The 18,301-nt window shown below is 63.8% G+C and carries 22 protein-coding genes; 13 read left to right on the forward strand and 9 right to left on the reverse strand.

What is annotated here, in order from left to right:
• The first annotated feature begins 3 nt into the window (after positions 1-3).
• The 4 genes from BLS60_RS03500 (at position 4) to BLS60_RS03515 (ending at position 4,594) form a co-directional block, all read left to right on the forward strand.
• Complete coding sequence (locus BLS60_RS03500; protein WP_092364668.1) at positions 4-1,917, forward strand: acetyl/propionyl/methylcrotonyl-CoA carboxylase subunit alpha; 1,914 nt, start codon at positions 4-6, stop codon at positions 1,915-1,917.
• Entirely contained in the window at positions 1,914-2,816 is a 903-nt protein-coding gene (locus tag BLS60_RS03505; protein WP_092364671.1) for a hydroxymethylglutaryl-CoA lyase, read from the forward strand. The genes BLS60_RS03500 and BLS60_RS03505 overlap by 4 nt, the downstream gene beginning before the upstream one ends.
• A gap of 262 nt (positions 2,817-3,078) precedes the next feature.
• On the forward strand, positions 3,079-3,816 hold the full coding sequence (locus BLS60_RS03510) for a BamJ family beta-barrel-assembly machinery protein (protein ID WP_070881528.1): 738 nt from the start codon (positions 3,079-3,081) through the stop codon (positions 3,814-3,816).
• 346 nt (positions 3,817-4,162) lie between these two features.
• The gene (locus tag BLS60_RS03515) at positions 4,163-4,594 is read left to right on the forward strand and encodes a YkvA family protein (RefSeq protein ID WP_092364674.1); all 432 of its coding nucleotides are present in this window, start codon (positions 4,163-4,165) and stop codon (positions 4,592-4,594) included.
• 43 nt (positions 4,595-4,637) lie between these two features.
• Here the strand turns inward: BLS60_RS03515 and bdcA are convergent, their stop codons facing one another.
• Both bdcA and BLS60_RS03525 read right to left on the reverse strand, forming a co-directional pair.
• Positions 4,638-5,351: an SDR family oxidoreductase gene (bdcA, locus tag BLS60_RS03520; protein ID WP_092364677.1), complete on the reverse strand. Its 714-nt coding sequence runs from the start codon at positions 5,349-5,351 to the stop codon at positions 4,638-4,640.
• 33 nt (positions 5,352-5,384) lie between these two features.
• Positions 5,385-6,590 carry an MFS transporter gene (locus tag BLS60_RS03525; protein ID WP_092364680.1) on the reverse strand — a complete coding sequence of 402 codons (1,206 nt, stop codon included), beginning with the start codon at positions 6,588-6,590 and terminating at the stop codon, positions 5,385-5,387.
• Positions 6,591-6,700: 110 nt separating this feature from the next.
• On the opposite strand from BLS60_RS03525, the gene BLS60_RS03530 reads away from it, so the two are divergent.
• Positions 6,701-7,306 carry a TetR/AcrR family transcriptional regulator gene (locus tag BLS60_RS03530; RefSeq protein ID WP_092364683.1) on the forward strand — a complete coding sequence of 202 codons (606 nt, stop codon included), beginning with the start codon at positions 6,701-6,703 and terminating at the stop codon, positions 7,304-7,306.
• Between the two features lie 51 nt (positions 7,307-7,357).
• Here the strand turns inward: BLS60_RS03530 and BLS60_RS03535 are convergent, their stop codons facing one another.
• Positions 7,358-7,651 carry a hypothetical protein gene (locus tag BLS60_RS03535; RefSeq protein WP_070881523.1) on the reverse strand — a complete coding sequence of 98 codons (294 nt, stop codon included), beginning with the start codon at positions 7,649-7,651 and terminating at the stop codon, positions 7,358-7,360.
• Between the two features lie 92 nt (positions 7,652-7,743).
• Positions 7,744-8,925: an acetyl-CoA C-acetyltransferase gene (locus tag BLS60_RS03540; protein WP_092364686.1), complete on the reverse strand. Its 1,182-nt coding sequence runs from the start codon at positions 8,923-8,925 to the stop codon at positions 7,744-7,746.
• A 178-nt stretch (positions 8,926-9,103) separates the two neighbouring features.
• Between BLS60_RS03540 and BLS60_RS03545 the strand changes: the two genes are divergently transcribed.
• The 3 genes from BLS60_RS03545 (at position 9,104) to BLS60_RS03555 (ending at position 11,581) form a co-directional block, all read left to right on the forward strand.
• Positions 9,104-9,385 (forward strand): DUF2218 domain-containing protein, encoded by a 282-nt coding sequence (locus BLS60_RS03545; RefSeq protein ID WP_092364689.1) that lies wholly within the window; start codon positions 9,104-9,106, stop codon positions 9,383-9,385.
• Between the two features lie 78 nt (positions 9,386-9,463).
• Positions 9,464-10,384, forward strand: coding sequence for a lipid A biosynthesis lauroyl acyltransferase (locus BLS60_RS03550; protein WP_092364692.1), 921 nt, complete (start codon positions 9,464-9,466; stop codon positions 10,382-10,384).
• Between the two features lie 24 nt (positions 10,385-10,408).
• Positions 10,409-11,581 (forward strand): patatin-like phospholipase family protein, encoded by a 1,173-nt coding sequence (locus tag BLS60_RS03555; RefSeq protein WP_092364695.1) that lies wholly within the window; start codon positions 10,409-10,411, stop codon positions 11,579-11,581.
• A 125-nt stretch (positions 11,582-11,706) separates the two neighbouring features.
• Here the strand turns inward: BLS60_RS03555 and zapE are convergent, their stop codons facing one another.
• The 3 genes from zapE to BLS60_RS03570 are packed head-to-tail and all read right to left on the reverse strand — an operon-like array spanning position 11,707 to position 13,399.
• Entirely contained in the window at positions 11,707-12,834 is a 1,128-nt protein-coding gene (gene zapE, locus BLS60_RS03560) for a cell division protein ZapE (protein WP_092364698.1), read from the reverse strand.
• Positions 12,831-13,028 carry a helix-turn-helix transcriptional regulator gene (locus tag BLS60_RS03565; RefSeq protein ID WP_092364702.1) on the reverse strand — a complete coding sequence of 66 codons (198 nt, stop codon included), beginning with the start codon at positions 13,026-13,028 and terminating at the stop codon, positions 12,831-12,833. Before BLS60_RS03565 ends, zapE begins: the two co-directional genes overlap by 4 nt.
• A complete protein-coding gene (locus BLS60_RS03570) occupies positions 13,025-13,399 on the reverse strand; it encodes a hypothetical protein (protein WP_092364705.1) in 375 nt (124 codons plus the stop codon). Before BLS60_RS03570 ends, BLS60_RS03565 begins: the two co-directional genes overlap by 4 nt.
• 50 nt (positions 13,400-13,449) lie before the next feature.
• Between BLS60_RS03570 and BLS60_RS03575 the strand changes: the two genes are divergently transcribed.
• Positions 13,450-14,046 carry a GNAT family N-acetyltransferase gene (locus tag BLS60_RS03575; protein ID WP_167357641.1) on the forward strand — a complete coding sequence of 199 codons (597 nt, stop codon included), beginning with the start codon at positions 13,450-13,452 and terminating at the stop codon, positions 14,044-14,046.
• A gap of 30 nt (positions 14,047-14,076) precedes the next feature.
• On the opposite strand, the gene BLS60_RS03580 is transcribed toward BLS60_RS03575, so the two are convergent.
• A complete protein-coding gene (locus tag BLS60_RS03580) occupies positions 14,077-14,628 on the reverse strand; it encodes a flavin reductase family protein (protein WP_092364710.1) in 552 nt (183 codons plus the stop codon).
• A gap of 151 nt (positions 14,629-14,779) precedes the next feature.
• Between BLS60_RS03580 and BLS60_RS03585 the strand changes: the two genes are divergently transcribed.
• Positions 14,780-15,211: an acetyltransferase gene (locus BLS60_RS03585; RefSeq protein WP_092364713.1), complete on the forward strand. Its 432-nt coding sequence runs from the start codon at positions 14,780-14,782 to the stop codon at positions 15,209-15,211.
• A gap of 100 nt (positions 15,212-15,311) precedes the next feature.
• Positions 15,312-16,283: an aldo/keto reductase gene (locus tag BLS60_RS03590; protein WP_092364716.1), complete on the forward strand. Its 972-nt coding sequence runs from the start codon at positions 15,312-15,314 to the stop codon at positions 16,281-16,283.
• Between the two features lies 1 nt (position 16,284).
• Here BLS60_RS03590 and BLS60_RS03595 read toward each other — a convergent pair whose 3' ends face one another.
• Positions 16,285-16,803, reverse strand: a complete 519-nt coding sequence (locus BLS60_RS03595) for an O-acetyl-ADP-ribose deacetylase (RefSeq protein WP_092364719.1) — start codon at positions 16,801-16,803, stop codon at positions 16,285-16,287.
• A 214-nt stretch (positions 16,804-17,017) separates the two neighbouring features.
• On the opposite strand from BLS60_RS03595, the gene pdxY reads away from it, so the two are divergent.
• Complete coding sequence (pdxY, locus tag BLS60_RS03600; protein ID WP_092364722.1) at positions 17,018-17,896, forward strand: pyridoxal kinase PdxY; 879 nt, start codon at positions 17,018-17,020, stop codon at positions 17,894-17,896.
• Between the two features lie 142 nt (positions 17,897-18,038).
• On the forward strand, positions 18,039-18,260 hold the full coding sequence (locus BLS60_RS21265; protein ID WP_143024569.1) for a hypothetical protein: 222 nt from the start codon (positions 18,039-18,041) through the stop codon (positions 18,258-18,260).
• Positions 18,261-18,301 lie beyond the last annotated feature (41 nt).

Consider the following 18,301-nt stretch of genomic DNA (forward strand, 5'->3'; position numbering starts at 1 on the left):
ACCATGAAAACCACCACGATCACCACGCTCCTGGTCGCCAACCGCGGCGAAATCGCCTGCCGGGTGATGCGCACCGCCAAAGCATTGGGGCTGACCACCGTCGCCGTGCACAGCGACATCGATCGCAACGCCCTGCATGTGCGTGAGGCGGATCTGGCCGTCAGCCTGGGTGGTGCCAAGCCCAGTGACAGTTACCTGCTGATGGACAGGATCATCGAAGCCGCCGAGGTCAGCGGTGCCCAGGCCATCCACCCCGGTTATGGCTTTCTGTCCGAGAACGCCACCTTCGCGCGCAAGCTCGAAGCGGCCGGGTTGATCTTCCTCGGCCCGCCGGCCAGCGCCATCGATGCCATGGGCAGCAAGTCCGCTGCCAAGGCGCTGATGGAGAGCGCAGGTGTTCCGCTGGTGCCGGGCTATCACGGTGCCGCTCAGGATGTAGAAACCTTTCGCAAGGCAGCCGCGCAAATCGGTTATCCGGTCCTGCTCAAGGCAACCGCTGGTGGCGGTGGCAAGGGCATGAAGGTGGTCGAGCGCGAGAGCGAGCTGGCTGATGCGCTGGCGTCGGCGCAGCGTGAGGCGCAGTCGGCGTTCGGTGACGGGCGCATGCTGGTGGAGAAATACGTGCTCAAGCCACGTCATGTGGAGATTCAGGTATTCGCCGATCAGCATGGCAACTGCCTGTACCTCAACGAACGCGATTGCTCTATCCAGCGTCGCCACCAGAAAGTGGTCGAGGAGGCGCCCGCACCAGGCCTGTCGCCGGAACTGCGCCGGGCCATGGGCGAATCCGCGGTGCGCGCCGCCCAGGCCATCGGTTATGTCGGTGCAGGCACCGTGGAGTTCCTGCTCGATGCCCGCGGCGACTTCTTCTTCATGGAAATGAACACCCGTCTGCAGGTCGAGCATCCTGTGACCGAGGCAATCACCGGTCTCGATCTGGTGGCCTGGCAGATCCGTGTCGCGCGCGGTGAGCCGTTGCCGATCACCCAGGCCCAGGTGCCGCTCAATGGGCATGCCATTGAGGTGCGCCTGTATGCCGAGGACCCGGATGGCGGCTTTCTACCGGCCAGCGGTCATCTCGACCTCTACCGCGAACCGGCAGCCGGCCCAGGGCGGCGGGTCGACAGCGGCGTGGAGCAGGGCGACGAAGTGTCGCCGTTCTACGACCCGATGCTGGCCAAATTGATCGCCTGGGGCGAGAACCGCGAAGAGGCCCGCCAGCGGCTGCTGGCCATGCTGCGGGAAACGGTGGTGGGCGGATTCAAGACCAACCTGACGTTCCTGCAGCGCATCCTGGCCCACCCGGCATTCGCGGCGTCGGAATTGGATACCGGCTTCATCGAACTCCATCAGGCGCAGCTGCTGCCGTCTGCCGATGAATTGCCGGAGGCCTTCTGGCAGCGTGCAGGCGCTGCGTTTCTGGCCACCGACGCGCAGCGGCAGCGGGCAGACGACCCGCATTCGCCATGGGCAGCCCGCGATGCCTGGCGCAGCGCATCGCCGGCGCAGACGCACCTGACCCTGGTGTGTGGCGACGTGCGCCGCAGCGTGGCGCTTGAGGTGGGCGGCGCCAGCGCGGCACGTCAGGCCGATGTCGTGCGCCAGGGCGACGTGGCTTATCTGCGTTGCGGCGTCGAGTGGCTGGCGGTGCGGCGCTTCGATCCCATCGCCGCTGCCGAGGCCGGCAACGCGCATCAGGGCGGTCTCACCGCACCCATGAATGGCAGCATCGTCCGGGTGCTGGTCGTGCCGGGCCAGCAGGTCGAGGCGGGCGCTGCGCTGGTGGTACTGGAAGCCATGAAGATGGAGCACAGCATTCGGGCGCCGGAGGCGGGCACGATCAAGGCGATTCATTGCGCCGAGGGCGAGCTGATCGGCGAAGGCGCGGTACTGGTCGAGTTGGAGGCGCAGCCATGAGCCTGCCCAGCCATGTGCGTTTGGTGGAGGTTGGTCCGCGGGACGGCCTGCAGAACGAGAAACAGCCGGTTAGCGTTACTGACAAGGTGCGTCTGGTGGATGGCCTGAGCGCGGCCGGGCTCGGTTATATAGAGGTGGGCAGTTTCGTATCGCCGAAATGGGTGCCGCAGATGGCCGGCAGCGCCGAGGTGTTCGCTGGCATCGAGCAGCGGACCGGCGTCGTCTACGCCGCACTGACGCCGAACCTGAAAGGGCTTGAGGCGGCCATCGAGGCAGGCGTGAAGGAGGTCGCCGTGTTCGCGGCGGCGTCCGAGTCGTTCTCGCAACGCAACATCAATTGCTCGATCGCCCACAGTCTGGTGCGCTTTGAACCGGTGATGGAATTGGCGCAGCAGCGCGGTATTCGCGTGCGCGGCTATGTGTCGTGCGTGCTGGGGTGCCCCTACGACGGCGACGTCTCGCCGCATCAGGTCGCAGCCGTCGCGTTCGCCTTGCAGGCCATGGGCTGCTACGAAATTTCCCTGGGCGACACCATCGGCGTCGGCACCGCCGGCAATGTGCGGCAGCTATTCGAGGTGGTCGGCCGTGATGTGCCGCGCGAGCGCCTGGCAGGACACTTTCACGATACCTACGGCCAGGCCTTGGCGAATATCTACGCCAGCCTGCTGGAAGGCGTCGCCGTGTTCGACAGCTCGGTCGCCGGGCTCGGCGGCTGTCCCTACGCCAAGGGCGCCACCGGCAATGTGGCGAGCGAAGACGTGGTCTACCTGCTGGACGGGCTGGGCATCGAAACCGGCGTCGATCTTTCTCGGTTGATCGAGGCGGGGCAGCGCATCAGCCGAACCTTGGGGCGAGAGACGGCTTCGCGCGTGGCACGGGCTCGATCAGTTGCGCAGTGATGCCAATTTGCCTTGCCCCTCAGTGAACTTCCTTGGGCAGAAAAACTCATACCGGCTAGTCAGTTACACCGTTGCTTCGGCAAATCGGCACGGTGAACTGAATGATCCGGTCAGCTTTCTGCTTCACCTCGCCACTTCCCGCAGCGCATGCGTGATCTGCCTGGATAATTCACGGTAACGCGGCTTGCGTTGCTACACCTACACCCCCTAAGCTCGCGTCTTCACTCGATTGCCCTAGGGCGCAGCGAAACAAGGAATCAGCATGAAACAGCATCGTTTGGCAGCAGCGATCGCCCTGGTGGGCTTGGTGCTCGCCGGTTGTGATTCGCAAACCAGCGAAGTCAAACTGGAAACCCCGGCTCAGAAAGCCTCCTACGGCATCGGCCTGAACATGGGCAAAAGCCTGGCTCAGGAAGGCATGGACGATCTGGACCCCAATGCTGTCGCTCAAGGTATCGAGGACGCCATCGGCAAAAAAGAGCAGCGCCTGAAAGACGAAGAGCTGATCGAAGCCTTTGCCTCGCTGCAAAAGCGTGCTGAAGAGCGCATGACCACCATGAACGAAGAAGCGGCTCAAGCCGGCAAGAAGTTCTTGGAAGAAAATGGCAAGCGTGACGGCGTGACTACCACCGAATCCGGCCTGCAGTATGAAATCGTCAAGAAGGCCGACGGCGCTCAGCCCAAGGCTGATGACGTGGTTACCGTTCACTATGAAGGTAAGCTCACCGACGGCACCGTATTCGACAGCTCCATCGAGCGTGGTACGCCGATTGATCTGCCAGTTGGCGGCGTAATCCCGGGCTGGGTTGAAGGTCTGCAACTGATGCACGTTGGCGAGAAGGTCAAACTGTACATCCCGAGTGAGCTGGCCTACGGCGCCCAGAGCCCGAGCCCGGCAATTCCTGCCAACTCGGTACTGGTGTTCGACCTGGAACTGATCGCGATCAAGGATCAGGCTGCTCAAGAACAGGCTGCACCTGAGGCTGCTCCGGCTCAGTAAGCGTTAGCTGTTCCGCGACAACGCCCCGTTCTTCGGGGCGTTGTTGTTTCTGAGGTCTTTTGCCTAGCCGCAACGCGCTGCGAATGCAACCCCCGCGTTACGGTTATGCACATTGCAGCAAGCCTTCTCATTTACTTGGTCAGGTTTTTATAAAAATCTTTTGATTTTTTTAAATTATTGATTTAGTTGTATTTTTTCCGCTGGATAAAAAATGTCCGATCTGTGGCAAGGCCGCATGGCAAGGGCGTTTGGTAAGCTAATCCCATAACTGTTCACAAGGTTATCCACAGCTATGGTGGATAACCACAGACAACCCAGCAGCGATGCGGGTTGACGAGGAGTGGTCATGAAAGCGCCGTGGAATTTCGCCCGTTACCTGCCGATCGCACAACGTTTCCTCAAGCGCGGTCGCCTGCCAGCATTGCTACTGGCGGTAGCCCGTAAAAGTCGTGGTGGCGGTGCCAGCCTGGCATCGTTGCGTAGCGATCTGGGCTTGCTGCAGCAGCTGTGTGTGGCGTGGTGGCAGGGCAGCTACCGGGCAATCAATCCGCAGGCACTGCTCGCCATCGTGGCCGGGTTGCTGTACTTCGTCTCGCCGCTGGACGCCATCCCCGACTTCATTCCTGGCCTGGGGCTGGTGGACGACCTCGCTGTACTCGCCTGGGTAATGAAAACCTGGGGCAATGAACTGGACGCCTTCCGTGTCTGGCGCGACGCCCAGGACCGTGAAACCCGTGAAGCGATTGCCACGCTGCCAGTGGCGGAACGGGTGAACTAAGCGGTCTGTTACCCGACTTGAGGTTGAAGCAAGTCAGTGGTGGTCAGGCTGCGAAACCGCCGTCGAGAGTGAGTGCAACACCCGTCACCATTGCGGCTTCGGCACCTGCCAGCCAGGCCACCATGGCCGCGATTTCATCGCTGCGGGCGTGTCGCTTGATCGCCATGAAGCTGTGCATCAGCTCGTTCAGCGGGCCGTCGGCCGGGTTCATCTCGGTGTCGGTCGGGCCTGGCTGCACGACGTTGACGCTGATGTCACGGGGGCCGAAGTCCCTTGCCAGTCCTTTGGCCATGCCACTCAGTGCGGCCTTGCTGGCGCCATAGGCGGCCATGCCCGGCATCGCTGCGCGGTCGGCGATGTTCGAGCCGATCAAGATGATCCGGCCGCCGGCTGGCATTTGCCGCGCCGCGCTGACCGCTGCATGGTAGGGCGCGTTGATATTGATGGTGAAGAGCTGGTCAATGCTATCGGCATCCAGCGCCAGCGGGTCGCCCGCGACGAACACGCCGGCGTTGACCACCAGCACGTCAATGGCTCCGAGGCTGTCGATCATGGCAGTCAGGGCGGCACGATCAGCGCTGTCCACTTGCACGGCGCGGCTACCCGTTTCCTCTGCCAGCAGCTTTGCCGGTGCCGCCGAGTTAGCGTAAGTGAAGGTTACCTGCGCGCCATCGCTGGCGAAGCGACGCACGATGGCAGCACCGATACCGCGGCTGCCGCCGAGTACCAGAACGGATTTGCGACCTGAATGGGACATGATGGTTATCTCCTGTTTGGCAAAGGTGGGTGATCAGTGTCCGGCGACGACCACGTCGCTACGCCGTTGCCCAGACGGAAAACCGTGGCGGCTGGCCGCTGAGGCGATCCATAGGGCAATCAGCAGCAGGGCCAACATCACCCACGGGAAGGAGCCGACACCGAACTGGCCGAGCAGCACACCGCCGGTCAGGCCCGCACCGGCGATGGCGCAGTTCCAGACCACCACGTTCATCGACATCGCCACGTCGGCGCCAGGGCCGGCTGCGTCTGCCAAGGCGGTTTGCAGCAGGGTGGCAGCGCCGCCGAAGGTCAGTCCCCAGACGAACACGCCGATGTACAGCACAGCGATCGATTCGGCGTACAGGCCGAACAGCAGGGCGACCAGTGCAAAGGCGGCAAGGCTAGCGAGTACCGCCTGGCGCAGGTGGCGATCGACCAGTCGGCCGGTGATCCAGATACCTGCCAGGGCGGCGACGCCGAAGGTCAGCAGGACGACATCGACCTGGCTGCCCAACCCGGCAGGGGCGACGAAGGGGGCGATGTAGGTGTAGAGCATGTTGTGGGCGAGCATCCAGGTCAGCACCACGGCGAGAACGGGGCGCACACCGGGCGTCAGCAGTACCGAACGCAGGGCAATGCGCTGGGTTCGCGATTGCCCGGGGTAGTCCGGCACCTTGACGAGTACCCAGACGATCAGCCCGATGCTGAGCACGGACATCAGCCCGAACGCGGTACGCCAGCCCACCATGCCACCGAGCCAGGTGCCGATCGGTACCCCCAGGGAAAGGGCGATGGGCGTGCCCACCATGGCCAGGGCCAAGGCCCGACCCTGCTGGTGCGGAGCGACCATGCGCCGGGCGTAGCCGGCGATGAGGCTCCAGGCCAGCCCTGCGGCCATGCCGGCGAAGAAGCGCGCGACCAGCGTCAGTACATAGTCCGATGACCAGGCAGTGATCGAGTTGAACACTAGAAAGCCGATGATCGACAGCAGCAATACATTGCGCCGTCGCCAGCCCTGGGTGGCGATGGTCAGTGGGATGGCGGCCAGCAGCGAACCTAGGGCATAGAGGGTGACCAGTTGCCCGGCCAGAGCCGGGGAAACGTCGAGGCCCGCGCTGATTTCTGGTAGCAGACCAGCTGGCAAAGTCTCGGTCAGAATGCAGATGAAGCCTGTCATCGCCAGGGCCAACAGCGCTGAAATGGGAAGGGAATCGCTTTTTTTCGGGGAGTCAGTCATGGATTGCTTCTCAGATATGTATCGATTGGTACAAATGTAGTTCGGCAGAGATCCATGGTCAACGACTTTTGTATCGACTAGTATTTAAGTGGTTATCGAGGAGGACCGACATGGCACAGATGGGGCGCCCGCGCACATTCGACCGTGATGCAGCAATTGTCCAGGCGATGCACCTGTTCTGGGAGCATGGCTATGAATCCACATCCCTGAGCCAGCTCAAGGCCGGTATTGCCGGGGGTATATCCGCGCCCAGTTTCTACGCCGCTTTCGGCTCCAAGGAGGCGTTGTTTCAGGAGGCGTTGGCGCTGTACCAGAGCACCCACGGGCAGGTCATGGAAAGCCTTTTCGACGGCACGCTGCCCGCCCGTGAAGCCGTCGAGCAGGCGCTGCGCCGCTCCGCCAGGATGCAGTGCGAGGCTGGGCATCCGCGTGGCTGCATGGTGGCGCTGGGCGTCATCGGTGTATGCGCGCCGGAGCAGGGGGCGACGGCGTTGAGTGCGGCCCGTGAACGCACGCGACGTGGCATCCGCGCGTGCATCGAGCGGGCAATCGCTGACGGGGAGTTGACCAGCGACACTGATTCAAGCGCCCTGACATCCGCGTTCGACAGCTTTCTACTGGGGCTTTCGACCCTCGCTCGAGACGGCATCGAACATGCAGTGCTGGATGCGGCAGTCAGCCAGGTAATGAGAATGTGGGACGCCTGTCGGCGCTAGACCGGCGGGCACTGACGCTCATGCGTAGCCTGCTGAACACGTAGTCGGCGATTACTCGATGGTGCGGTCGATGCGGGCGATTTCCCGGGCCGACAGGGGGCGCCAGTCTTCTTCGGTGATTCCGTGATCCTCAAGCGCGGCCTGCTTGGCCTCTTCGAGCGTCAGCCACAGGTGATCACCCTCGGCTTGGCCATTGGCGTAGTCGATGTAGCGGATTTCCAGATAGACCACATCGTCGTCTTCGCACAGCAGTGCGAACAGCACGAGGGAGGTGACCTGCGGGCGCAGCGGGCAGGTCGTGCGGCATTCAGCGAAGAGATAGGTGAGGGCGGGGAAATCGTTCATTGCTGCGCTCGATAAGGTGGAGCCTGATCTTAGCGCGAAAGGGCGACCCTGTTACGAGAACACGAGGCCCACCGGCGTGGGCCTCGTGGTTTTCAGTCGCGCTCGAGCAGCAGCGCCACGCCCTGACCGCCACCGATGCACAGGGTGGCCAGGCCTTTCTTGGCGTCACGTTTGAGCATCTCGTGCAGCAGGGTGACCAGCACGCGGCAGCCGGATGCACCAATCGGATGGCCAAGGGCGATGGCGCCGCCATTGACGTTGACCTTGGCTGTGTCCCAGCCCAGCTCCTGGCCGACCGACAAAGCCTGGGCGGCGAAGGCTTCGTTGGCTTCGATCAGGTCAAGCTGGTCGAAGGACCAGCCGGCCTTCTCCAGACTGCGGCGGGTCGCCGATACCGGGCCAATGCCCATGATCGCCGGGTCGACGCCGGCATTGGCGTACGCCTTGATGCGTGCCAGCACGGGCAGGCCGAGCGCCTTGGCTTTGCTGGCGCTCATCAGCACGACCGCCGCCGCGCCGTCGTTCAGGCTCGAAGCATTGCCCGCGGTGACGCTGCCGTCTTTCTTGAACGCCGGCTTGAGCTTGGCCAGTGTCTCGGCAGTGGTGCCGGCACGCGGCTGCTCGTCGGTGGCGAAGGCGATGGGCTCGCCCTTGCGCTGGGGGATCAGGATCGGGGTGATCTCATCGGCGAAGCGCCCCGATTCGATGGCCGCCAGGGCCTTCTGTTGCGAGGCGGCGGCGAAGGCATCCTGGGATTCACGGCTGATGGCGTATTTGGCCACCAGGTTCTCGGCGGTGATGCCCATGTGGTAATCGTTGAAGGCATCCCACAGGCCGTCACTGATCATGCTGTCGACCAGTTGCCCGTGGCCCATGCGCAGGCCGGTGCGTGCCTTGGGCAGCACGTAGGGCGCCAGGCTCATGTTTTCCATGCCGCCGGCGATGATCACCTCGGCGTCGCCGCAGCGAATCGCCTGGGCACCGAGATGCAGCGCCTTGAGGCCGGAGCCGCACACCTTGTTGAGCGTCAGGGCCGGTACTGCATGTGGGAGACCGGCAGCGATGGCCGCCTGGCGAGCGGTGTTCTGCCCGGCACCAGCGGTGAGCACGTGGCCGAGAATCACTTCATCCACCTCGCTGCCCTGCAGACCGGTCTGTTCGAGCAGCCGGCGGATCACGGCCGCGCCCAGTTCGGTGGCCGGGATATCCGCCAGCGCCCCCTGAAAACTGCCGATGGCGGTGCGGGTGGCGGCGACGATGACGACATCTTGCATGGGGTTCTCCTGGCCGTAATGGGACGGATATTGTTATTGGCTGGATACGATCCTGACGCTCGGTTGGCCGGCATGCAAGTCCAGACTTTTCGATGGGAACGATCAGCAATGGCGCATGCCAGGCTGCGGAACCGCGTGATAGATTTCGCCCTCAATCACTTCATTCCGGAGTCCCCGCATGCCCGAATCCCGTGCAACCGTCAGCACCGAACACGCCGTGCGCTGCGTGACCCGTCTATGCCGGCACTGGAGCCACAAGTTTCAAGTGAGCTTCGATGAGAGCCGTGGCGAGATCTTCTTCGATCCGGCGCGTTGCGTCCTGACGGTGATCGAAGGCGGCCTGCAGGTACTCATCGAGGCGCCTGATGAGGCGACGCTGGATCAGTTGGAACCGGTGGTCGCCGATCACCTGCAGCGCATGGTCGCTGACGAGGCCCTGCAGATCAGCTGGCAGCGTTGAGCCCGAACGCATGGCATTCACGAGCGAATGGCCGGTGCTGTTAGACTAAGCGGCTTTGAACGCCATCCAGGATCGTCAATGGATCGTCCCGTATTTCGTCGCGCCTTTCTTCATCCGCGCTTCTGGCCATTGTGGCTCGGCCTTGGCTTGCTGTGGCTGGTCGTGCAGTTGCCGTACCGCGTACTGCTGCGCCTGGGCCGTGGTCTGGGTTGGCTGATGTATCGCGTTGCCGGCTCGCGGCGGCGTATTGCCACGCGCAACCTGGAGCTTTGTTTTCCGCACATGCCGGCCGCTAAGCGCGAGCAACTGCTGAAGGAAAATTTCGCGTCCACCGGCATCGCCTTCTTCGAGATGGCCATGAGTTGGTGGTGGCCGCGCGATAAGCTCGCGCAGCTGGCGCACATCGAAGGTATCGAGCATCTCCAGCATGCCCAGGCCCAAGGGCAGGGCGTGATCCTCATGGCGATCCATTTCACCACTCTGGAAATCGGCGCCGCCTTGCTCGGCCAGGTGCACACCATTGACGGCATGTACCGCGAGCACCGCAACCCGCTGTTCGACTTCGTGCAACGCCGTGGTCGCGAGCGTCACAATCTGGATGCCACCGCCATCGAGCGCGAGGACGTGCGCGCGATGATCAAGGTGCTGCGCAAAGGCCGGGCGATCTGGTACGCGCCCGACCAGGATTACGGCCCCAAGCAGAGCCTGTTTGCGCCGCTGTTCGGCGTGCAGGCGGCCACCGTAACGGCGACCACCAAATTCGCCCGCCTGGGCCGCGCCATTGTGCTGCCATTCACCCAGCAGCGCCTGCCGGACGGTCAGGGCTATCGCCTGACCATTCACCCGCCGCTCGACGACTTCCCTGGCGAGACCGAGGAAGCCGATTGCCTGCGCGTCAACGCCTGGGTCGAACAGGCGATTGTCTCCTGTCCTGCCCAGTATCTGTGGGCCCACCGCCGCTTCAAGACCCGTCCACCAGGCGAGCCCAAGCTCTACTGACAACCTCGAATTGGAATCGCCGTGATGACGCAGGATGCCGCTAGCCCCCCGGCCACCACCGGGCTGATCCTCTCTGGCGGTGGCGCCCGCGCTGCCTATCAGGTCGGCGTGCTCTCGGCGATCGCCGACCTGCTGCCCGAGTCGTCAGGCAATCCGTTTCCGGTGATCGTCGGCACCTCCGCCGGTGCCATCAACGCCGTCAGTCTGGCCTGCGGTGCTTTGCACTTTCGCGAGGCGGTGCGCCGGCTGAGTAGCGTGTGGCGCAGCTTTCATACCGATCAGGTGTACCGCAGCGACTGGCCGGGCGTGCTGCGTCAGGCCAGCCGTTTCATTGGCCACAGCATGCTTGGCCTTGGCAAACAGGTGCCGGTGGCGCTGCTCGACAGTTCGCCGCTGGCGCGCATGCTCGAACGTGAGCTGGATTTTTCCGGCATCGCCGCGGCCATACGTCATCGCCAGTTGCGTGCGGTGGCGGTTACCGCCTTCGGGTATGAATCGGCCCAGGCGGTAACCTTCTATCAGGGCCGCGCGGCCATCGATCCCTGGTTCCGTCACCGCCGTGTCGGCGTACCGACCCGCCTGGCGTTGCCGCACCTGCTGGCCAGTACCGCCATTCCGCTGATCTTCGAGCCGGTGAAGATCAACCGCGAATATTTTGGTGACGGCGCGGTGCGGCAGATGGCGCCGATCAGCCCGGCGCTGCACCTCGGTGCGACGCGGGTGTTGGTGGTGGGCGTGAGCGGTAATCCGGTGGGCGATCAAGCCAACCCGGCTGCCGCGACCCCACCGCCGGCCGGGCGCATGCCGAGCCTGGCGCAAATCGCCGGGCACATGCTCAACAGCACCTTCATCGATAACGTGGAGAGCGACATCGAACTGCTGGCGCGCCTCAACCAGCTAGGTCGCCTGGTGCCGGCCGAGCAGCGCAGCCGCGCTTATGGCCTGACGCCGGTGGAAGTGCTGGTGATTTCTCCCAGCCAGCCACTCGACGTGATCGCCGCCCGCCACCGCCGGGAAATGCCCGCCGCGTTGCGCCTGTTCCTGCGCGGCCCCGGCGCGACCCGTGATGGGGGCGGCGGGGTGCTGAGCTACCTGCTGTTCGAGCCGGGTTATTGCAGCGAGCTGATCGAACTGGGTTACCAGGACGCCATGGCCAAGAAGGCCGAGCTGCTGGCCTTTCTCGGGCTGGCGCCGTAGGTCGAGAAGTACCCGCACCGCAGCCACGTAGCCTGGGTTGAGCCTGCGCTACCCAGGAGCGAATTCCCCGGGTGTCGCTTCGCTCGACCCAGGCTACGGTGTGTTTTATGAGCCCGCGCTATCCATCAGCCGAAGCGCTGTAGCTGCATCTCCTGCAGGCGGCTCAGGGTACGGCGGAAGGCGAAGGATAGGTAGCCTTCGGTGTACAGCGCCTCCAGCGGTACGTCCGCTTCCAGATACAGCGGCACGCGGCGGTCGTAGCATTCGTCCACCAGGGCGATGAAGCGGCGCACCGCGTTGTCGTGGATCGACAGGGCGGGCAACTGCCGGTCACCGGCGATCACGCGCTCGGCGGCGTCTTCGGTGCCGCGGGCGATCCTGGCGGGTTGCTGCTGGGCACTCAGTGCCGGCACGTCATCGAGCAGAATGGCCTTGAAGCGGTCGCACAGCGCAATGAAATCCTCGGCCGACAACGGCTGCACGCACAGCTGGGCGAAGCTGCAATGCAGCACGCTGGCGCTGTGGCGCCGCACGCCGATCAGCCGGTGATTGATGGCCAGCGCGTCGTTGCAGGCGGTTTCGCCAGTGCTCAGCGAATCGAACAGCGCGGGCAGGGCGCTGGGCTGGCCAGGCTCGCGCACCCAGTAGCGCTGGCACGCCTGGCCTGGATGCTGGCGGTGATCCTGGCTGCCGTCCACGGCAACCACCTGCATGTGCTGCTGCAGCGCGGCGATAGCGGGCAGGAAGCGCTCGCGATTGTGGCCGCCAGCGTACAGCTGGTCCGGTGGCTGGTTGGAGGTGGCGACCAGCACCACGCCTTCGTCGAACAGCGAACGAAAGAGCCGGCCGAGCAGCATCGCATCGCCAATGTCGCTGACGAACAGTTCGTCGAAGCACAACACGCGGATCTCGCTGGCCAGCTCGCGGGCCAGCACGGTAAGCGGCTCGGCGGTGCCGCTCAACGCGAACAGGCGGCGGTGCACCCATTGCATGAAATGATGAAAGTGCTGCCGCCGCGCCGGTACCTGCAGCGACTCGTGGAAACTGTCCATCAGCCAGGTCTTGCCACGGCCGACTGGCCCCCACAGGTAGACGCCCAGGGCTGGCTGCCTGGGTGTTGCATGCAGCGCGTCGTGGCAAACCTGCAGCACCTGTGCGGCGCGTAGCTGCGCCTCATCGGCGGCGAAGCCCTGATGCTCGACGGCATGCTGATAACGCTGTAGGGGCGAACGTGGTAGTTCAGGCGCGCTCATTCTTCTGGCGCCTGGAACAGCGCTTCGATGCTCGATTCGAACAAGCGGGCAATCTTGAAGGCCAGCGGCAGGCTGGGATCGTAGCGCCCGGTCTCGATGGCGTTGATGGTCTGCCGCGAAACGCCCAGCTTCGCGCCGAGCTCGGCCTGTGACCAGCCGCGTTCAGTGCGCTGTTCGCGTACCTGGTTGATCACCGGTAACGCCTCCAGGCGAGGAAGGTGCCCATTGCCCAGAGCGGTGCCATCAGGCTCCATACCAGAAACATCGACAAACGCGGGAAGCCGGCGGTTTCCAGAAAGCCATAGCTGAAGGTGATCAAGGCCGTGCCGACGAAGGCGACCGCCAAGCCTTCCAGATGAATCATTCTGGCCAGTTCATCGAGTTGCCGAACCTGGCGGATGACCACAATGGCCACGGTGATCATGGGCAATACCGGCAGCAACGCCGAAACGGTGCGCACGATACCCTCCGGGACGTTGATGAGTAGCAGGGTGCTGATGATCACTGCGCTGACGTAGGCAACCATCGCCAGGGCAAAGTGGGCGAGAAAACGGTTATGGTGCATGGCGCACCCCCTTTATGGAAAGTGTGCTTTACATTAAGAGAGCCTCCTTCATGAGTCAAGCTAGCTTTACATCGCATGGCGACACTGGCCTGCTTTCAGGCGGCATGGACAACGATGCCAGCAATGAACAGAGCATGCAGCTGCGCAGGATTCGTATGGGCGACCTCGACGCCTTCCATGACCTGTTCGGTCAGGTGGCGGCCGAGGGGCTCTACTCGTCCCGTCCCTTCGCGCCGCCCAAGGCCGTGATCGCCCGTGCTCTGCAACGCGCGGACGAAGCCGGCTGGGCAGTGTTCGTGATTGAACAGGCCGGGCGCATCATCGCCACCGCTGAAGCTTACCCGGACAGCCACTGCCGACCGGAGGGCGATGCGCACGTCGGCGTGCTCGGCATGCAGGTGCACGCCGACTGGCGGCGCCAGGGGTTGGGGCGGCGTCTGCTGGAAGCGGTGATCGGGCATTGCCGCGAGCAGGGCATGCACAGCATCGAGCTGAACGTGTTCAAGTCCAACCACGCCGCGCTGGCCCTGTACCAACGATACGGTTTCGTCTGGGTCGAAGACCTGCCAGCCCGTCAGCTACCGGCCGGGCATCGCGACCAACCGCAGCGCATGCGGCTGGTTCTGGGAACGAGCCACGGCGTTTAGTGCGCGCCACGTCTACCAGCCATGCTGCGGCTACAGCTTCTCCGGCTTGAAGCGGCCGCGCCAGCTGATCGAATCGCCGGCCACCATGAATTCGCCATCACCCTGGTAATGTACGGTCTTCGGCTGCCGGGGCGATACGGCCACGTGGGCCTTGACGATGTCCCAGATGAACAGCCCGTGGCGGTCGATCTGGCTGGCATCGGCCAGGCGGCATTCGAAGTTGGCGTAGCACTCGTCGATCAGGGGCGCGTCGACCTGTTCGGCCGGCTTTGCGGTCAGGCCGAAGCGCGCAAATTTGTCGGCCTCGGCGCCGCTGCAGTTGCCGACGTCGACCACCGTATCGATGATGTCCACGGTCGGCAGGTTGATCACGCAGGCTTCGCTGTTCCTGAGCATGTCGAAGCTGTGGTTGGCGTCCCAGATGTAGCAGGCCAGCGACTGATACCGAATCATCATGTGCCAGCCCATGGTCATGATGTTGTGCCGGCCTTGCCAACTGGTGCTCACCAGCACGATGGGGCCGGGTTCGAGGTAGCGGCGAACCGCATCCACGGGGTAATCCTGCTTCTGGTAGCGTTTCATCGACGCGGCTCCTGTGCTGACAGTGGTCTGTGAGCGGTGGACAGAAGCTCGCTGCCCAGCGTTCGAATGAATCGCCCAGTGGCCGGCTTGCGTAGGCGCTCGGTCACTCATTACGCTGCGCGGCGGACATTGCCTGCCAACGGAGCGCCTCATGCCCATTCGCCCACGCCACCCCGACGATAACCCGCGGCTGCTCGAAATCTGGCACCGCGCCGTGCTGGCGACGCACCATTTTCTGTCCCAGGCGGATGTCGATGCGCTGTACGGGCAGATGCGCGATCTGTATCTGGATGCCGTGGCCATCTCCGTCTACGTGGGTGAAAACGGACAGCTGGCAGGCTTTATCGGCCTCACCGAACGGCACGTGGAGATGCTCTTCGTGGACCCCACGCAACATGGCCAGGGCATCGGCTCACGGTTGCTAGACGACGCCCGCGCGCGTCTTGGCGAGCTGACGGTGGACGTCAATGAACAGAACCCGGCCGCCCATGGTTTTTACCGCCGCTATGGCTTTCACGATACCGGCCGCAGCGAAACGGACGGCCAGGGCCGACCGTTTCCGTTGATTCATATGAGCTTGTAAGATTCGGCCTGTATTGGCATCAGTTGATCCGACGCAACGAACGAACTGCAATCACGGCCTGTCCCCATGCATGACGACACATTTGCATTATGGAGGCAGCATGCGCATCACTCTTCCGGCGCTTGGTTTCGGCGGCGCACCGCTCGGCAACATGTTCCACGCGGTCGATGAAGACCAGGCCCAGGCCACCCTGGCGGCGGCCTGGCAGGCCGGTATCCGCTATTACGACACCTCGCCGCACTACGGCGCCGGGCTGTCCGAGGCGCGCTTCGGGCAATTCCTGCGCGGCAAGCCACGCGACGAATTTCTGCTCAGCACCAAGGTCGGTCGCCTGCTGCAGCCAACCGACGCGCCAGAGAACGCCAAGCCGTTCGTCAACGAGCTCGCCAACCAGCGCATCATCGATTATTCGGCAGACGGCGCACGGCGTTCCATCGAAGACAGCCTGGAACGCCTTGGCGTGGACCGCATCGACGTGGTGTTCATCCACGACGTATCCGAAGACCAGCACGGACCGAAATGGCGCGAGTATTTCGCCGAGGCCATGCAGGGCGCGGCGCCTGCGTTGACTCGCATGCGCGAGGAAGGGCTGATCGGCGGCTGGGGACTTGGCGTGAACCTGGTCGAGCCCTGTCGCCTGGCGCTCGAACAGGCTGACCCCGACGTGTTTCTGCTGGCCGGGCGCTACACCCTGCTCGATCATCGAGAGGCGCTGGATACCTTGTTTCCGCGTTGCGCCGAGCGGCAGGTCGGTATCGTCGTGGGCGGGCCGTTCAACTCCGGTGTGCTGGCCGGTGGCGAGCATTACGAGTACGACCGCGTACCCGATGCGGTTCGCCAGCAGACCGCGCGTCTACAGGCCGTGAGCGAGCGTTTCGGTGTCGACATTCGCGCTGCGGCCCTGCAGTTCTGCCTGGCCAATCCGGTGGTGCAATCGGTGATACCCGGCAGCGCTTCGCCGCAACGGCCTGCGCAGTACCGTCAGCAGCTCGGTGAGTCTATTCCGGCTGCATTCTGGGAAGCGCTGCGCGAGGAGGGCATCGTCCCAGGGGATGCTCCGTTGCCCGCTTGAGTCAGGTGTTCAACTCGGCCAGCGTGCGCTGGTACACCGCCAGGTCGTTGGCCGAAAAGCAGCAGAACAGCACCTCGGTAATGCCCGGCAGGCTGGCTATTTCGGCCTGGACGGTCGCGACTGCGATCTGCGCCGCCTGAGCCAGCGGGTAGCCATAAATGCCGGTGCTGATACTGGGAAAGGCAAGGCTGCTCAGCCCGTTGTCCGCCGCCAGGCGCAGCGCGTTGCGGTAGCAGGATGCCAACAGCTGCGGTTCGCCCTGGCTACCCGAGCGCCACACAGGGCCGACCGTATGAATGATGAAACGGGCCGGCAATCGGTAGCCGCGAGTCAGCTTCGCCTCGCCGGTATCGCAGCCGCCAAGCTGGCGGCATTCCTCCAGCAGCTCACGGCCAGCGGCGCGATGAATGGCGCCGTCGACACCGCCGCCGCCAAGCAGCGAGGAATTGGCAGCGTTAACGACGGCATCAACGTCGAGAGTGGTGATGTCGCCCTGCAGGGCAATCAGGCGTGCGGACATTCGACGGCTCCTTTCTCAGGTGGGTGCCTGCCCTTGAGCGAGGTTGCCTCACGGGCAGCACTCTTGTTCCGACTGGCCCGGCTCGACGCTGTTCAGCCAATTAGATGACGGCCTACAAGGCATCCAGCACCGTCAGGATGGTGCCCAACGTTGTTATTGACGAATAATGCTGTCATTGGCTTTTGCGCCGCCCCGACACAGGATTCGATTTCCCATGAGCGCCTCCACACCGCCATTCGTGCTGTCCATCCAGTCCCACGTTGCCCTCGGCCACGTTGGCAATGATGCCGCCGTGTTCCCTCTGCAACGGCTGGGCTTCGAAGTGCTGCCGGTTCACACGGTGCAGTTCTCCAACCACACCGGTTACGGCCAGTTTCGGGGGCAGGTGTTCGATGCCGAGCACATCCGCGAGGTACTCGCCGGCCTACGCGACCGTGGTGTGCTGTCACGGGTCTCGGCGGTGCTCTCCGGCTACCTGGGCGACGCGGCGATTGGCGCGGTGATCCTCGAGGCGGTGGACGAGATTCGCCGCGACAACCCGGGCGTGCGCTACCTCTGCGATCCGGTGATGGGCGATGTCGGCCGCGGGGTATTCGTCAACGCGGCGATCCCAGATTTCCTGCGTAACCTGGCGATTCCCTGTGCCAACATCATCACCCCCAACCAGTTCGAGTTCGAGCTGCTGACCGGCAGCAAGCTCGACAGCGTCGACGAAGCCGTGCGTACCGCGCGGCACTTGCGTGGCCGCGGGCCGGACGTGGTGGTCATCACCAGCCTGGCCACACCAGACATTTCCGCCGATCAACTGTGCACCCTGGCCGTCAACGGCGAGGGCGCGTGGCTGGTCAGCACGCCGCGCCTGGCCTTGCACCCGCTGCCCAACGGCATGGGTGACGTGTTCTCGGCGACGCTGCTGGCCCGCCTGTTGTCTGGGCATGCCTTGCCGCAGGCGCTGGAACTGGCCACCGCCACGCTGTATGCCTTGGTGCAGAGGACAGCCGAAGGCTCTCGCGATCTGCCGCTGGTGGTCGCGCAGGAACAGATCGTCGAGCCGCAGCAGCGTTATGCCGCGACAGAAGTGATCGTCAAATGAAACGCCACCTGGCGAGCATCACCGGCTTGCTGTTGGCGAGTGGTTTGCCAAACGCCTGCGTCGTGACACGAAGGCGGTTGTTCGCGACACCTCCCATGGCAACTACGTCTTTGCCGTGCGCGTCGCAGCGGGCGAGCGCTGCGTGATTCTTGATCACCTCACGGAGGAGGGGCGCAAAACGCGCAATGAGATGTGGTTGCCGGTGGAAAAGCTCGGCAGCAGTGCGCCGAAGCTGGGGCGCATCAAGCACGAGTATGAGGTTGAAGGAGATGCCGTCACGGTGGACCGATTCATCTATCTGTCGGGTGACACGGCCTGCGAAGACGCCGTGCTGTTCGCAGGCTTTCCCGATGGCCAGGAATGACGGCCGTGGCGTACCGCATCCGCATCGAATGATCGGCAGCG

The organism is Phytopseudomonas seleniipraecipitans (assembly GCF_900102335.1).
GTDB classification, from domain to species: domain Bacteria; phylum Pseudomonadota; class Gammaproteobacteria; order Pseudomonadales; family Pseudomonadaceae; genus Aquipseudomonas; species Aquipseudomonas seleniipraecipitans.

Coding starts and splice junctions, on each gene's coding strand:
- BLS60_RS03550 (WP_092364692.1), top strand. CDS start 9,464: ATGGATCGTCCCGTATTTCGTCGCGCCTTTCTTCATCCGCGCTTCTGG.
- BLS60_RS03570 (WP_092364705.1), bottom strand. CDS start 13,399: ATGCACCATAACCGTTTTCTCGCCCACTTTGCCCTGGCGATGGTTGCC.
- BLS60_RS03530 (WP_092364683.1), top strand. CDS start 6,701: ATGGCACAGATGGGGCGCCCGCGCACATTCGACCGTGATGCAGCAATT.
- BLS60_RS03595 (WP_092364719.1), bottom strand. CDS start 16,803: ATGTCCGCACGCCTGATTGCCCTGCAGGGCGACATCACCACTCTCGAC.
- BLS60_RS03545 (WP_092364689.1), top strand. CDS start 9,104: ATGCCCGAATCCCGTGCAACCGTCAGCACCGAACACGCCGTGCGCTGC.
- BLS60_RS03555 (WP_092364695.1), top strand. CDS start 10,409: ATGACGCAGGATGCCGCTAGCCCCCCGGCCACCACCGGGCTGATCCTC.
- pdxY (WP_092364722.1), top strand. CDS start 17,018: ATGAGCGCCTCCACACCGCCATTCGTGCTGTCCATCCAGTCCCACGTT.
- BLS60_RS03510 (WP_070881528.1), top strand. CDS start 3,079: ATGAAACAGCATCGTTTGGCAGCAGCGATCGCCCTGGTGGGCTTGGTG.
- bdcA (WP_092364677.1), bottom strand. CDS start 5,351: ATGTCCCATTCAGGTCGCAAATCCGTTCTGGTACTCGGCGGCAGCCGC.
- zapE (WP_092364698.1), bottom strand. CDS start 12,834: ATGAGCGCGCCTGAACTACCACGTTCGCCCCTACAGCGTTATCAGCAT.
- BLS60_RS03580 (WP_092364710.1), bottom strand. CDS start 14,628: ATGAAACGCTACCAGAAGCAGGATTACCCCGTGGATGCGGTTCGCCGC.
- BLS60_RS03515 (WP_092364674.1), top strand. CDS start 4,163: ATGAAAGCGCCGTGGAATTTCGCCCGTTACCTGCCGATCGCACAACGT.
- BLS60_RS03585 (WP_092364713.1), top strand. CDS start 14,780: ATGCCCATTCGCCCACGCCACCCCGACGATAACCCGCGGCTGCTCGAA.
- BLS60_RS03590 (WP_092364716.1), top strand. CDS start 15,312: ATGCGCATCACTCTTCCGGCGCTTGGTTTCGGCGGCGCACCGCTCGGC.
- BLS60_RS03575 (WP_167357641.1), top strand. CDS start 13,450: ATGAGTCAAGCTAGCTTTACATCGCATGGCGACACTGGCCTGCTTTCA.
- BLS60_RS03535 (WP_070881523.1), bottom strand. CDS start 7,651: ATGAACGATTTCCCCGCCCTCACCTATCTCTTCGCTGAATGCCGCACG.
- BLS60_RS03540 (WP_092364686.1), bottom strand. CDS start 8,925: ATGCAAGATGTCGTCATCGTCGCCGCCACCCGCACCGCCATCGGCAGT.
- BLS60_RS03525 (WP_092364680.1), bottom strand. CDS start 6,590: ATGACTGACTCCCCGAAAAAAAGCGATTCCCTTCCCATTTCAGCGCTG.
- BLS60_RS03505 (WP_092364671.1), top strand. CDS start 1,914: ATGAGCCTGCCCAGCCATGTGCGTTTGGTGGAGGTTGGTCCGCGGGAC.
- BLS60_RS03500 (WP_092364668.1), top strand. CDS start 4: ATGAAAACCACCACGATCACCACGCTCCTGGTCGCCAACCGCGGCGAA.